We start from the raw sequence: 14,686 nt of genomic DNA on the forward strand, positions 1-14,686 counted from the left end.
TTGAGTAGATATCAGTCAAACTCAAATAAATTGAGCAAACTTCAAAAAAGGTGAAGCTTGGCGATCAAGATCGAGACCTTGCGGTGTTTTTGCACGGTTGCCCAAACAGGCAACCTGATCGAGGCGGCCGACCGGTTGGGCCGAACTCAGTCGGCGGTCTCGATGACCCTCAAGCAGTTTGAGGATCATCTTGGCAAAAAGCTCTTTGAGGGAGAGCGCAAAAACCAGTTGTCCCCGTTGGGGTTACAGGTTTTCGAAGTGGCATTGAAACAAGTCCGCCAATTCGATCAGGCCGTCTTGGATATCATGGCCGCAGCAAAAGCAGAGCACGGGTTGCTGCGCATCGCGTCCGTTCCATCGGTTGCGGCGCTGATTTTTCCTAAAGTTCTGGCCTATGTCACAGAGCGCTTTCCCGGCGTAGAAGTCGAATTGCGCGACACAGATACTCAGCAGGTTTTGGATGCACTGGTTGAGGGTAAAGCGGATATTGGCATCGCCTCAGGTCAACACGCGCTGAACGGAGTTCGGTCGCTTCCGTTGTTCGAAGACAGGTTTGGGCTGGTATGCGCCTCTGATCACCGTTTGATACGACAGCCAAATACGCCAACAATTGACGAAGTCCTGACACTTCCGTTTATACGAAACGCGCTGTGCGATCTGATTCAATCGCCCAAGTTCCGGGCATCCGAAGCGCAGGCGGATGTTACTGTTCACAACACCCATTCCCTTATCACAATGGTCAAGACCGGAGATTGGGTAACGGTGTTGCCGCAATCGGTCGCCAGTTTCATGCCCGAGGCGACGGCGTTTCGCGAAATTGCGGATTTGCCCGATCAGCGCCAGGTCTGCCTCTATGTCAGTGAACATGCGCGGTTCAAGCATCTGACCGAAGAGGCGGTCGCCTACATTCTGGAACTGGGCGCTGCCTGATGGCAGAGTACGAGTTCACGGCCAATTTTCGACAAAACCGAAACATTTCTATGATAATATCGAATTAGAGTGCTTCTTGGACGTAACGCTTGATGGGTGACGCGTCGCCATGTTTCAATTTTTCTTGCCGGGTCGGCGCATCGTGCGGCTGACCCAAAAATGGGAAAGCATCGGCTTTCCGACTTTGTTTGCAAGGTGCACCACGGCCCTCGGGCATAGAAAAACAGCGCCGCAGACGCCCAACATGGAGACACAAATGAAAAAACTAGCCACGTTACTGGGAGGCGCATCCGCTGTGATCGCTGGACCCGCCCTTGCTGCTGATATCGTGATCGGCGTGCCGAACTGGCCTTCGGTAAATGCGACGGCACATATTTTGAAAGTTGCGATCGAACAGAACCTCGGCCTTGAGGTTGAGCTTCAGAATGGCACCAACCCGATTGTGTTCGAGGCGATGGACTCTGGTGCCATGCACGTACACCCCGAAGTTTGGATGCCCAACCAGCAAAACCTGCATGATACCTACGTAAAGGATAAGGGCACGGTTACGTTCAACGCAAATGGCGTTGAAGCCTTTCAGGGTATGTGCGTCGACAAGGCAACGGCAGAAGCACATGGCATTACGTCCATTGAAGACCTGACAAACCCCGACAATGCCGCGCTGTTTGACAGCAACGGTGACGGACAGGGTGAGCTATGGATCGGTGCGCCGGGATGGGCGTCGACCAATGTCGAAAAAATTCGGGCGAAATCCTACGGTTATGACCAGGTTTTTGAACTGACAGAAATCGACGAGACAGTGGCTTACGCGAATCTCGACAATGCTATCAAGGCAGGCGAGCCGTGGGTTGGGTTCTGCTATACGCCGCACTATGTATTTGCCCTGCATGACATGCAGATATTGGAAGAACCGGCGTACGACGCGGCCAAGTGGAACGTGCTGCAGCCCACAGATGATCCGGATTGGCTGGAAAAATCCGAGGCCGGTGTTGCCTGGGATCTTGCCTACCTGCATTTGCACTTCGCAAAGTCGCTTGAGGAAGAATATCCGGAAGTGGCGACCATGCTATCCAACATGAAACTGGATACGGACACGGTTTCGGCGATGACCTTTGCATTGGTGATCGAAGGCCAAGAGCCTTTGGCTTATGCCGAGGAATGGGTCGGTGCGAACGAAGATGCCGTTCTGGGCTGGATGTCAAATTGATTGACGCCCACCGGAATTGAAACTCTGGCAGGCCGTCGGGACAGCCCCGGCGGCCTGTTTTGCACCAAAGGGACAAAAATGACCGAAACAGTCGTTAAACTGACGGATGTCTGGAAAATCTTTGGCGCAAAAGCCGAAGAAGCCATGGAAGCCGTCCGGAATGAAGGCATCGGAAAGCCTGAAGTTCTGGAAAGATTCAATTGTGTTGTTGGCGTGCAGGGCGCGTCCTTCGAAGTGCCACGGGGCGAGATTTTCTGCATCATGGGCCTGTCAGGCTCTGGCAAATCTACGCTGGTACGACACGTCAATCGCCTGATCGAACCGACCGCCGGAAAGATCGAAATTCTGGGGCAGGATGTCTCCAAGATTTCCGAGGCCGAGCTGCGTCGCATTCGGGCCATGCAAATCGGGATGGTGTTTCAGCACATGGCACTGATGCCGCACCGCTCGGTTCGCGATAATGTCGCCTACCCGCTGGAAATCCGCAAAGTGTCGAAATCGAAACGCTGGGCGGTTTCGGATCACGCATTAGGGTTGGTAGACCTGACGGGCTACGAAGACCGCCTGCCCAAAGAATTGTCGGGCGGCATGCAGCAACGTGTTGGGATTGCCCGCGCGCTGGCCTCGGACCCCGAGATCCTGCTGATGGATGAGCCGTTTTCAGCCCTTGATCCGCTGATCCGCCTGCAATTGCAGGACCAGTTCAAAGCACTGGTGGCGCAATTGAAAAAGACGACGCTGTTCATCACGCACGATCTGGACGAGGCCATTCGCATAGGCCATCGCATCGCCATCATGAAAGACGGTGTCATTGTGCAGATAGGTACGCCGGAAGACATCGTCATGAACCCGGCAGACGATTACGTGCGAGAGTTCGTGCAGGGCATTTCCAAGCTGAAACTGGTCAAGGCGCATTCGATCATGGAGCCAATCGAAAGTTACTCTGGCCCGACCGATGGCGCGCCGCGCGCGGATGAAGGGGCGGATTTGGACCAGTTGATTGACCTTGCCGTCAATACGGACCTTCCGGTCATCATTACCGATGCTGGCGCTGATGTAGGCGTGGTCACTAAACCGCGTTTGCTGCGCGGAATTCAGGGGGGCAAAAATGACTGATGCAACCACGGAAGTAAAAGTCACGGCCGCCTCGGATATCGAAGTCGATCGCGAGGCGCTGGACCGCTCGATCCACGAGTTTACCGGGCCAAACGGCGACTACTACGTCAACGCGTTTCACAAAATCCATGACGCGACCAGCGGTATTCCCAATACCTTCAACATCTGGGCGGCTGTTTTGGGACCATTCTGGTCTGCGTCCCGCGCGATCTGGGGGATGTTCTGGACTTTCCTGATCCTGGAAATCATCGCGTGGGTTCAGATCGGTCGCGGTGCCTGGGGCAACCCCGGCGCTGATCTGGCCGAACGGGCCGAACGTCAGCAGAATCGCGCGAACGAGTTATTGGAACGTGCGACTGCAGCCACCGAAAAGGCGGACATTGACCGGTTCAACAAGCTGGCGGCGAATATCCAGAAGGCCGCAGATGCCAGTTTTGAGAAAGCGGCGTCCGCCCAGTCTGAGGCGTTTGGCATCATGGTTACAGGCCTGTTGATGTTGTTGGTTTTCAAGCTTGCGCAAGGGTTTTATGCGGACCGCGTGTACGAAAAGCAGTACTCGAATTGGCGGACAGATCCTGCCAGCACCGAAAGCGGCCGCTCGACCCGCAACACTGTTCTGGGTGCTGTTTTGGTGGCCGCAATTGGCCCGCTGATCGTGTACAAATTCACCGTAAACGCCTCACTTCCATTGTTGGATGCATTCCCCGAGCAGGAAGTCTCCGCGATGATATTGGGCGAAGGCAACGGAACGTTGTTCTCAAACCTGGCAAGCTGGATGGAGGCGCAGATAGATGCGGCCGCCGCAGCCGGCGGGGATGTATTCGACGGTATCGTGGCGGGTGTGCGATCTGTTCTGGATGCGTTGACGGTGGCATTGATCGGTTCCCCGTGGCCGGTTGTGATGTTGGTGATCTGTGTGACCGCGTGGCGCGCAGCAGGGCCGAGGGTGGCAATCTTCACCGCGTCTTCGTTGGCCTATATTGCGTTGCTGGGCTACTGGGATGTTGCAATGGAAACGGTGGCGCTGGTGGGCGCAGCCGTGTTGCTGTGCGTTGTGTTCGGCATTCCGCTGGGGATCTGGTTTGGTAAATCCAAACGCGCCTATCGCGCGGCGGAACCAGTGTTGGACCTGATGCAGACATTGCCGGCGTTTGTCTACCTGATCCCAATCATCGCTTTCTTTGGCACCGGTAACCCCCCGGGCATTCTGGCGACGATCATCTTTGGTATGCCGCCGGTCATTCGCCTGACTGCGCTGGGGATGCGCGGGGTTCCGGAAAGCATCAAAGAGGCTGCCGTGGCTTTTGGGGCGTCGAAATGGCAGTTGCTCAAGGATGTTGAGATCCCGCTTGCCCTGCCGTCGATCATGACCGGCGTGAACCAGACCATCCTGATGTGCTTGTCGATGGTGGTGATTATCTCGCTGATCGGCGGTGGAGGTCTGGGCAAGGAAATCCTTGAGGCGCTGCAATACGCTGCCAAAGGTCCGGGTCTGCTGGGTGGGTTCGCCATCCTGTTCCTGGCCATGGTCATGGACCGTATCGTTCAAGGTGCCTTCCGCCGAGAAGACGAGAAACTCTGAACGCAAACGCCCCCGGTTCACTTCGGGGGTGTTTTTCTTTCACCGGAGACGCAGATGACCGACCGTTACGAACAGTCTATGATGGACAATCTATATTGGTGGGGGATACCGACCCTATTTCGGTGCCCCAATCAAGGTCCCGAAGGGCAGGACATCGCTTTGGTCGGAGTGCCGCATTCGGCAGGCAACGGCACAACCGAGCGGGATCAGCATTTGGGCCCGCGTGCTTTGCGGCATGTCTCGGCCGTACAGCGGCGGGTACATTCGGTGTTTGAAATTGATCCGTGGAATAGCGCAAAGATTGCAGATGTGGGCGACGTTCCATTTCCTCGGGCAAACGATAACGAAGACTGCATCGAACGGATTACGGCTTTTTACAAAGACATCGATGAAGCCGGTGCGCGCCCGGTGTCGATTGGCGGCGACCACTCCATCACTGGCGGGATCGTGCAAGCGCTGGGTCGCGGTAAACTGGCGGGTGGAGAGCCTGTCAGCTTTCTGCATCTGGACGCGCATACGGACGTCTTCACCAAGGTCGATCATTTCCTGGGGGCCAAGAAATCAGCGGCCCATTGGGGCGCGTATCTGGCGGATCAGGGGCAGGTCGACCCCACGCGATCCATGCAAATCGGACTTAGGGGCCATCCGCGAAGCTTGGACTGGCTGCAGCCGTCCTACGACTATGGCTACAACATCGTCACCATGCGTGAATTTCGCCAGCGCGGGTTGGCGGATGTCGTGGCTCAGACCAAAGAAATTCTGGGCGACCGCCCGGTCTATATCACGTTCGATCTGGATTGCCTTGATCCCACTGTCGCGCCTGCCGTGTCCAATCTGGAACCGGGCGAGAAGGGTTTCGATATTGACGAGGCTGTCGCCATTCTGCGCGCCGCGCGCGGGTTGAACATTGTGGGCGGGGACGTCGTTTGCATGATGCCAACCAAGGACAGCCCGAACAACATCACCGCGCTAACGGCAGCTGCGGTGATGTTCGAAATGATCTCGATGATCGCCGAAAACGCCAGCTAGCGCCGTGCGTCCACAGCCTGCGCCAAAACGCAGAGCAGTTCGAACATCAGCGAAATGCCCAGCCACGCGGTGCCTCCGTTCGGATCGAATGGGGGCGATACTTCGACCAGATCAGCGCCAATCAGGTTCACACCAGACATCTGCCGGATGACTTGCTGCGCCTGAAAACTGTTTGGTCCGCCGATCTCGGGCGTTCCGGTGCCAGGGGCGTAGGTTGGGTCAACAAAATCAATGTCATAGGTGCAATAGGTTGGTGCTTGCCCAACGATACCGCGCACCTCGGCCATCACGTCGTCGATGCCCCGATCAAACAGTTCCTCGATACGAATGATGCGGATACCCTGGCCCTCGCCCCACTCGATGTCTTCGGTGTTGTACGCAGTGCCCCGGATGCCAACCTGAACAAAGCGTTTGGGGTCGACCAGTCCTTCTTCTACCGCGCGCCGAAACGGAGTGCCGTGGGTGAACTTATGGCCCCCAAAATAGCTGTCGAACAGGTCTGTGTGACTATCGAACTGGATCAGGCCAATGGGGCCTGCGGCGGCAAGCGCACGCAAAACGGGCAGGGTGGTCAGGTGGTCCCCGCCAGCGGTGAGCGGAACAATGCCTTTTGCCTGTAGGGTCGAGTAGAAATCCGTAACCCGGTTCAGAGTATCTTCGATATCAACCGGATTGGGCGCAACGTCGCCAAGATCGGCGCAATTGACCATTGAGAACGGCGCGACGCCTGTGACCGGGTTCATCGCGCGGATCATAGTGGAATAGTCGCGCAATTGTCGCGGACCATGCCGCGCGCCGGGGCGATTGGTAGTGCCGCCATCCCACGGGATGCCGATGAGACCGACCTGAACATCCAAAATCCGTTCGTGATCCAGGTCCAGGCTGGGCAAACGCATGAACGAGGGGATGCCGGCAAACCGGGCCAGCTCCATCGCCGATACCGGCTGAAAAAATGAATCGGTCATGGCCTTATCCTTCGCGCAATTCCCATTGGACCCTAGCGGCCCAATGAAGTGTTGGGAATGCTCTGTGGTTTTTATATCAGAAGGCGGAAACGTTTCCGGATTTCGGCATCCTGTTCGGCGCTCAAATATTCTGGGTGATGGCTGGCCAGAACTTCTTTGGCGTGATGCCGGGCAGATGACCACGCGTCTTTGGCACCATCGTTTTGCCACGTGCGGGGCTCCTGTCGATCGGCGAGTTCGGGGTAAAAGTAATCCCGCTCCATCGCCGCATAGGTCTGCGCGCTTCCCAAGAAATGCCCGTCCCCCAAAACAGAATGGCAGATGGCGTCAAAACCCAGGTTTTCCTCGCTCACCTCAATCCCGCGCAGCGCCCGATAAGTGTGTGAGTGCATTTCGTTGTCCAGAACAAACCCCTCGAAACTTGCGCCTAACAAGGATGCGGTCATTCCCGAGCTTTCATAGATCAGGTTCCCCCCAGCCAGTGCCGCGGCAAGCGATGTCATGCCTTTTTCAACGCCGTACTGCGCGTCGACAGCCTTTGCGTCGGTCATGGAGGCGGCTACGCCCGAGGGCAAACCTAACCAGTTCGTGAGCTGCGCCGAGGCCGCGTTCAAAACAGCCGTCTCTCCGCTGCCGCCGGCAAAAGACCCGGTCCTGAGGTCTACTATGAAAGGCCAATTGGAAAACACCATCGGAAATCCGGGTCTGATCGCGTAGACCATGACAAGGCTGGCCAATGTCTCGGCCAGCGATTGCGCCAAAAACCCGGCCAAAGTTGCCGGGGCCGTGGCACCGGCCTGCGCGGCCGTGATGCACGACATGGGAATGTTGTGGGCGACGCATTCATAGACGACATCAACCGCATCCTCCCCATACCGCAGTGGCGAAATCACTGGGCTGATATGAGCTTTCAGGAAGGGGCGTTTGGCGAATTCACCCGGCCCTCCGGCGACGATATCCAGCAACTCGACAATGGGGCCGACATGTTCGGCCAGAGTAAACGATGTTGCCACTGGTTTGGTCGTATTGCGCACCAGCGCATAGGCGGTGTTGACGTCCAGATCGAATACATCAGGTACGTCTGTGGCCACGCAGCATCGGGTGAACCAGCTGACATTGGCCAGCGTGTCCTGCAATCGGGTGAAGTCGTGCAAATCCGCCAAGGTAGAGGGGCGATAAAGGCCGCTATCGATGTCCAGCGTTTGAACGGCGGCGCCACCCGTGCCGAAATACACGCGGTCGCCGCCAACCTCGATCGAGCGGTTTTCGTCCCGGCCATGGAGCACGAAACTTTTGGGAGCTGTATCGATTGCGCGCTGAACCATTTCACGCGGGAACAGCAACCGGTCTTGCTGACCCGCCTGCGCACCTGCGGTTTTGAGGTCTGCCGCTAATTTGTCTGGCACGTTTCCCATGCCCAAACGTTCCAACAGCTGCAGTGCTGTATCGTATATCTGTTCGATCTCGCGTTGGCTCAGAGGTTTATAAGCGCCGCCCTTCTGGCCGGGTGGGCAGGGGTCTACGACCGGTTTGGCTGCTCGCTGGGCATGCCGCGCTTTTCGGCCGCTGCGTTTAGAACCCTCTGATGACATCCGGTCCAATTCCTTTTTATCACTTTCCTGCACCGTAAGGGGCGGAACATCCCGGCATCAAAGGCGAATTGCCTTTTTCAGAATCCGCAATCGCAGTTTCGATTTTCCTGCACCCGCATTTGCGCAGTTGTCGCCTAAGCCTTTTCTTCCGCAAAACTTGGACGAAATCTTACGGAGCAAAGCCAATGAAGTCGCGTACCAAAGTCGTTGTGATAGGTGGCGGCATCGCCGGATGTTCGACCCTCTATCATTTGACGCAAGAGGGGTGGACCGACGTGGTGCTGGTCGAGCGGAACGAGTTGACCTCAGGCACGACATGGCATTCGGCCGCGCAGGTGACGAACTTTGGCATGAACCAGACGATGGTGGGCCTCAAAACGCACTCGATCCAATTGTACAAGGAGTTAGCCGACGATCCGGATTATCCGATCAACTACCACCACGGGGATGGGGGGATACGCCTCGCCAACACCGAAGGCCAGATGCAGGGCTATCGCCACTTTGCATCCATGGCGCGGGGTATGGATGTGCACTTCGAGGTGATTGACGCGGACGAATGCGCCCGCCGCCACCCTTTGATTTCAACCGACAACCTGATTGGCGGGCTGTGGGACCCGCTGGACGGAGATATTGACCCTGCTCAGCTGTGTCAGGCCTTGGCGCGCCGGGCACGCAAGGCCGGGGCAGAAGTTTATCGGAATACACCCGTGACTGGTCTGGTGCAGCACGCCGACGACACCTGGACTGTGCAGACCGAGCATGGTGACATCGATTGCGACATCGTGGTCAACGCCTGCGGATATCGCGTCAACGAAGTCGGCGCCATGATGGGCGTTCATCATCCTGTTTCGTCGATGGAGCACCAGTACTTCCTGACCGAAGAGATTCAAGCGATACGCGACGCGGGTCACCGGATGCCGCTGCTGCGGTGTCCGATCAGCGATTACTATTGCCGGCAGGAAAAGAACGGGCTGTTGCTCGGGTTTTACGAACAGGACTGCAAGACCTGGGGCATGGACGGGATTGATCCGAACTTTGTGAATGCCCTTTGCCCCGACGATTTGGATCGCGTGACAGACGTGTTGGAGGGTGCATTCGCGCGGATGCCCGCGCTGATGGAGGTTGGCATTCACACCGTGGTCAATGGGCCGATTACTTATACGATCGACGGGGCTCCGCTGGTGGGGCCAATCCCTGGCAAACGCAACGCCTTTTGTATCATCGGTCTGCGCGCAGGGCTGGGTGAAGGGGGTGGGCATGGGTGGTTGCTGGCCCAGCAGATCGTTCATGGTGAGGCGTGCTACGATACGTGGTGCCTCGACCCCCGGCGGTTCACTGGTCATGCAAATGTCGAATTGACCGCGCTCAAGGCCATCGAAGATTATCAAAACGAATTCCGGTTCCACTTTCCGCATGAACATCGCCCTGCAGGGCGTCCCGCCAAGACCACACCTCTGACACCGGTGCTGGCAGCGGAAGGGGCCGAGTTCACCGTGGTCAATGGGTGGGAGAGGGTGGATTATATCAAACCCTCGCCGGAGTTCACGCCGACGCATAGTTTCGGTTTTGACGAAACATTTGACGTGGTCGCCGCTGAGGTTCGGAATGTGCAATCGGGTGTTGGACTGGCGGAGGTGAACGGGTTCAATCGGATCGAAATCACTGGAAACGACCGGCATGCTTTTCTGGACCGGATGTTCTGCGGGCTTGTGACCCGGCGCGAGGGGCGTGTTGGGCTAGGATACCTGCTGAACCATCATGGTATGATCAAAGCCGAGGCTACGATCGCCAATCTACCGGCCAGCGACCGGGGGAAGGCGCGCGTCTGGTATGGCTCTGCCGCCGCAAGCGAATTTCATGACATGGATTGGTTGCGTCAGCACATGCACGGCGATGAAGACGTTCAACTGCGCAGTCTGACAAATGACCAAACCATATTGGTCCTCGCTGGCCCGAAGGCGCGAGACGTGTTGTCGGCCTGCGCCCGAGGGGATTGGTCGGCCGAGGTTTTCCCATGGCTCAATGTGCGCGAGTGCTTCGTTGGCATCGCTCCGGCTACGGTCATGAACCTCAGCTTTTCCGGTGAATTGGCTTATGAGATACACGTGCCCAACGCCTCGCTCTACGCGGCCTATCTGGCGTTGCGGCAGGCAGGTGAGGCGCACGGGTTGAAACTGTTCGGAGCGCGGGCTGTTGAATCGATGCGGATGGAGAAGAGCTTTCTTCATTGGAAAGCAGACCTGATCACCGAGTTCGATCCGTTTGAAACCGGATTGGACAGGTTCGTCCGATTGAATAAGGGTGATTTTGTCGGGCGCGATGCCTTGTTGAAACGGCAATCGGAGGGTCCCTGCAAAAAGCTTGCCGTACTTCAGGTCTCTGCTTCCCTGGGTCCTGCACATCCCGGCGCGTCCCTAATGCAGGCGGATCAGGTGGTTGGCACCGTCACGTCGGGGGAATGGGGTCACCGCACCGGGTTGAATCTGGCACATGCATTTGTCGATCCCGCCTTTGTGGACATTGGCAGAGAATTGGATCTGGACAGTTGCGGTCAGCGTGTGCGCGCAACGGTCATTCCACCATGCCCATATGACCCGGGCTTTGACCGGATGAAGGCGTAAGCCTGAACCCAAAGTCAAATTCAGCATTGCCGTGCGGTCAAATCTTTGCTTGGCTAGTTTCGAGCAAATCGAAACAATGATTGGCACACATGTCCAAATCGCTGAGCCTGAGATGGCTGGAAATCTTCCAATTGATCGCCAAATCCGGATCGATTCAACAGGTCGCGTCCGAAACGGGTCTGTCGATCAGCACGGTCTCGAACCACCTGCGCAGCTTGGAGAACGCGCTTGGTATCGAGCTGGTCGATCATGGGCGCAGACCCATGGGCCTGACACCCGCGGGCGAGGTCTTTGCGCGGTATGTCCGCGACGGTTTGACGGTTCTAAAACGCGGTGAAGCCGAAATCCGAACGGGCAATTGGCAACACGCGACCGACTTGCGATTGGCACTGATTGACGATTTCGACAACCAGATCGCGCCTGATATGGTTCGGTTTCTGGCGCAGGCTTTGCCGCGCTGCAATTTTCGTCACTTTACGCGCCCCAGTCACGAAATCCTCGCCAAGCTGCAGGAACACAAACTGGATGTAGGCGTTGCCACCCGACCGCCGGGACGAACCGAAGGATTGATCGAATACCCGTTGATGCGGGACCCGTTTCTGGTCGTGCTGCCCAACAGTTTTGAAGGGTCGCCAGAAGAGTTGTTTCACCCGGACGCGGATCTACCCCTGTTGCGATATTCTCGGGACTACGTGATCGGGAAGCAAATCGAGATCCAGCTGGCGCGTAGCAAGTTCAGCTTGCCGAACAGGTTCGAACTGGAATGCAACCAGTCGATCATCGGTTTGGTGGCCCAGGGTAGCGGTTGGGCGATCACAACGGCCGCCTGTTTTCATCGGACTCAGCGGTTCCATAACAGCGTCAAAGCAATGCCGTTTCCCGGCAGAAATTTCGTGCGAACCGTGTCGCTGTTCACAACCGAAGTGTATCCCGTGACGACCTCGGAACTGATCCAGAAAGTTATGGTGAAACTGATCCGGCAACATTTTACGCGCCCAATGTGCGCCAAGCATCCTTGGTTGAAAGACGATTTCCGCACGATGGAGGGCGAAGCGGCTTAGCCCGACGCGGGCTTACCAAGCGACGGTCGATTTACAATTCTCGTCGCCAGTTGTTCGCCAGTCCCTGCGGTTTGGTTTTCGACCATCTCAATCAATTGCAGGGCTGCTTTATGCCCCATTTCACGGTGGGGGACATGCACTGTGGTCAGCGCCGGGGAGACGATCCGGGCCAGTTCGATATCATCGAAGCCCGTGATCGAAACATCGCCGGGTACATCGAGCCCCATTTTTTGCGCCTGTCGCAAAGCACCAACGGCTAACACGTCATTGCCACACAGGATTGCTGTCGGCGGCGTGGCAGCATTCATCAGGTCGCTAAAGGCTTTGGCGCCGTTTTCGATTTCATACGACGTTTCGATAACGGTCAGATTGTTGGCCTCAAGCCCACGATCAGCGACTGCTTCTCGGATGCCCTGAACCCTGAGACGGGCGCGGTCATTTCCGTCAACGCGAGCTGATATCACGCCAATCCGAGTGTGCCCCAACCTAACAACGTGACTGGCGAGGTCGAACATCGCCGCGCGATTGTCAAAGCCGACCGAAGGCAGTTTGGAGTCCGGCAGATAAGACCAGGCGACCAAAGCGGGAATATTCCGCTGGTCCAGAAAGTCATAAATCTCGGGAGCGCGGTCATGCCCGATTAGCAGCAACCCGTCGGCCCCACGCGCAATCAAGGTCCGGATTTGCTCTTCTTCGATTTCCGGTTTGTAGGCCGAACTTGAAACCAAAAGCGTATAGCCGCGCTGGTGCAGTTCCTCCTGAAAGGCCTGAAGGCCCCGCGCAAAAATCGCGTTTTCCATGGTTGGAATGATCGCGCCGATGGTGAACGACCGCTTGGCCGCCATTACGCGGGCTGCAAAGTTTGGCGTGTACCCAAGCGCATCAACTGCGGACTGCACGCGTTCACGGGTCGCTTCGACCACCCGGTCCGGACTGTTGAGGCAACGCGACACGGTAGCCGTCGAAACACCTGCCATTTTTGCCACATCATCCAGTGTCGGCGCCGACCGGGGTTTCGCCATTTCCAAACTCACAATTTGCTTTTGCTGATAACTCTAAACTCAACTGCGGTGAGAGGGAAGTAACTATGTAAGCGCTTGCATTTTGCATGTAAGCGCTTACAAATGACGTTGGGCCGAATCTAAAAAGGGAGTCCAAGAGATGTTTCTGGCTGCGTCCGCACTCGTGTTTGCCATCTATTTTGCGAACGTGGCGCTGGGGGCTTTTGCAAACAGCGCCTTTCTTGGTGACGTCGGAGAGATGTTGGTTCTGTTCGCGGCGTCGATCCTGTTCGTTGTCGCAATTCTAAAAAGGGAAGCTGTCCGCGACGCAAAAAAGGGTGGCTGAATTTTTTGCTTGGGAGGGCACTAAATGAAAAACGACAGAAATGAACTGGCGTCCGTCGAACGCCGTAATTTTCTAAAGCTGAGCGCCAGTGGGTCATTCACTGCAGCGCTGGTCGCAGGTGCAGGCGGCGTCCTTTGGTCGTCCGAGGCCGTGGCGCAGACAGCCAAAGAAGAAAGTGAGCGTGAAAAGGCAGCGGACCATGTCATGACGGTCGCAACCGCATATGTAATGGGCGCGTCACGCAGCTATCCGATCATGCAGCTTGATCTGAAAGAAAACATCCAGAATGCAACGAACGGCAAGGTGTACGTCAAGCTTGCGCCTGGTGGTCAGCTGGGTGCCGGTGGTGCATTGGTGCAGAAAGTGCAGGGCGGAACCATTCAGGCGGCGCAGCATTCGCTGTCCAACTTCGCCCCGTTCGCGTCGACCGTAGACCTTATCAATATGCCGTATCTGTGCGGGTCGAACCAGCGGTTCACCAACCTTGTGCATTCGGATACGTGGCAGAGCGAAGTTCACCCCAAAGTCGAGGCCGCAGGCTTCAAGGCCCTTTTCTATGTGGTGATCGACCCACGCGTCGTTGCCGTGCGTCAGGGCGGTAATGCAATCATCACGCCGGGTGACATGAGCGGTGTGAAATTCCGTGTACCCGGCTCGAAAATGCTGCAGCAGTACTACCGCATGGTCGGTGCAAACCCGACGCCTGTTGCATGGGGTGAAACCCCCTCGGCGATCAAGCAGGGTGTTGCGGATGCGCTCGATCCGTCGGTCGGAGCGCTGTATGTGTTTGGCTTCAAGGACATCCTCAGCCACGTGACCTTTACGCAGGCCGTTCCGGACAGTCAGGTTTATTCGTGTAACCTCGAATGGTTCAATTCGATGCCGCCGGACGTTCAGGAAGGCATCATGTGGGGTTCGGAAATGACCAGCCATCAGAACCTTTCCAAAGTTCCCTCGGCCCGTGCCTTTGCTATGGCCGAGCTGAACAAGACCGGTGTGGAATTCCACTCGCTCAACGCGGATCAACTGGCCGAGTGGGAAAGCGTTGGCGGCTACCAAAACGCCGATTGGGATCCGTTCAAGACAGAGCTGGCCGGGTCGATGGACGCCTTTGAGAAACTTGTCGAGGCGGCCGGGACGCAGGGCAAGTACTACGTCCACGACGCATGACCTAAACCGGCGAGCGTCTTTTAGACGTCCGCAATCACTCAACAGCAGTCAGGCCTGAAAGGGCCC

The 14,686-nt window shown here is 56.7% G+C and carries 12 protein-coding genes; 9 read left to right on the top strand and 3 right to left on the bottom strand.

All coding sequences use genetic code 11. The annotated features are described in order from the left end of the window. The first annotated feature begins 57 nt into the window (after window positions 1-57). The 5 genes from AC2FLA_RS11095 (at window position 58) to AC2FLA_RS11115 (ending at window position 5,864) form a co-directional block, all read left to right on the top strand. Window positions 58-930, top strand: coding sequence for a LysR family transcriptional regulator (locus AC2FLA_RS11095; protein ID WP_496722193.1), 873 nt, complete (start codon window positions 58-60; stop codon window positions 928-930). 256 nt (window positions 931-1,186) lie between these two features. After that, complete coding sequence (locus AC2FLA_RS11100) at window positions 1,187-2,137, top strand: ABC transporter substrate-binding protein (RefSeq protein WP_058279528.1); 951 nt, start codon at window positions 1,187-1,189, stop codon at window positions 2,135-2,137. A gap of 78 nt (window positions 2,138-2,215) precedes the next feature. Beyond that, a complete protein-coding gene (locus AC2FLA_RS11105; RefSeq protein WP_058275713.1) occupies window positions 2,216-3,253 on the top strand; it encodes a quaternary amine ABC transporter ATP-binding protein in 1,038 nt (345 codons plus the stop codon). Continuing rightward, window positions 3,246-4,835: an ABC transporter permease gene (locus AC2FLA_RS11110; RefSeq protein ID WP_282169049.1), complete on the top strand. Its 1,590-nt coding sequence runs from the start codon at window positions 3,246-3,248 to the stop codon at window positions 4,833-4,835. The genes AC2FLA_RS11105 and AC2FLA_RS11110 overlap by 8 nt, the downstream gene beginning before the upstream one ends. Before the next feature lie 54 nt (window positions 4,836-4,889). Next, window positions 4,890-5,864 carry an arginase family protein gene (locus AC2FLA_RS11115; protein WP_496722196.1) on the top strand — a complete coding sequence of 325 codons (975 nt, stop codon included), beginning with the start codon at window positions 4,890-4,892 and terminating at the stop codon, window positions 5,862-5,864. Here the strand turns inward: AC2FLA_RS11115 and AC2FLA_RS11120 are convergent. Both AC2FLA_RS11120 and AC2FLA_RS11125 read right to left on the bottom strand, forming a co-directional pair. Continuing rightward, window positions 5,861-6,829, bottom strand: a complete 969-nt coding sequence (locus tag AC2FLA_RS11120; protein ID WP_496722198.1) for an agmatinase — start codon at window positions 6,827-6,829, stop codon at window positions 5,861-5,863. The two genes, AC2FLA_RS11115 and AC2FLA_RS11120, sit on opposite strands and share 4 nt — an antisense overlap. A gap of 71 nt (window positions 6,830-6,900) precedes the next feature. Next, on the bottom strand, window positions 6,901-8,421 hold the full coding sequence (locus AC2FLA_RS11125) for a trimethylamine methyltransferase family protein (protein ID WP_496722200.1): 1,521 nt from the start codon (window positions 8,419-8,421) through the stop codon (window positions 6,901-6,903). Between the two features lie 185 nt (window positions 8,422-8,606). On the opposite strand from AC2FLA_RS11125, the gene AC2FLA_RS11130 reads away from it, so the two are divergent. Beyond that, window positions 8,607-11,042 (top strand): GcvT family protein, encoded by a 2,436-nt coding sequence (locus tag AC2FLA_RS11130; protein WP_496722202.1) that lies wholly within the window; start codon window positions 8,607-8,609, stop codon window positions 11,040-11,042. 89 nt (window positions 11,043-11,131) lie between these two features. Continuing rightward, a complete protein-coding gene (locus AC2FLA_RS11135; RefSeq protein ID WP_496722204.1) occupies window positions 11,132-12,103 on the top strand; it encodes a LysR family transcriptional regulator in 972 nt (323 codons plus the stop codon). Here AC2FLA_RS11135 and AC2FLA_RS11140 read toward each other — a convergent pair. Further along, window positions 12,100-13,125, bottom strand: a complete 1,026-nt coding sequence (locus AC2FLA_RS11140; RefSeq protein ID WP_496722206.1) for a LacI family DNA-binding transcriptional regulator — start codon at window positions 13,123-13,125, stop codon at window positions 12,100-12,102. The two genes, AC2FLA_RS11135 and AC2FLA_RS11140, sit on opposite strands and share 4 nt — an antisense overlap. Before the next feature lie 139 nt (window positions 13,126-13,264). On the opposite strand from AC2FLA_RS11140, the gene AC2FLA_RS11145 reads away from it, so the two are divergent. Then, a complete protein-coding gene (locus AC2FLA_RS11145) occupies window positions 13,265-13,450 on the top strand; it encodes a hypothetical protein (RefSeq protein WP_113789729.1) in 186 nt (61 codons plus the stop codon). 24 nt (window positions 13,451-13,474) lie between these two features. Further along, the gene (locus tag AC2FLA_RS11150) at window positions 13,475-14,620 is read left to right on the top strand and encodes a TRAP transporter substrate-binding protein (RefSeq protein ID WP_496722208.1); all 1,146 of its coding nucleotides are present in this window, start codon (window positions 13,475-13,477) and stop codon (window positions 14,618-14,620) included. Window positions 14,621-14,686 lie beyond the last annotated feature (66 nt).

Source organism: Ruegeria sp. CDSA033, assembly GCF_059612305.1.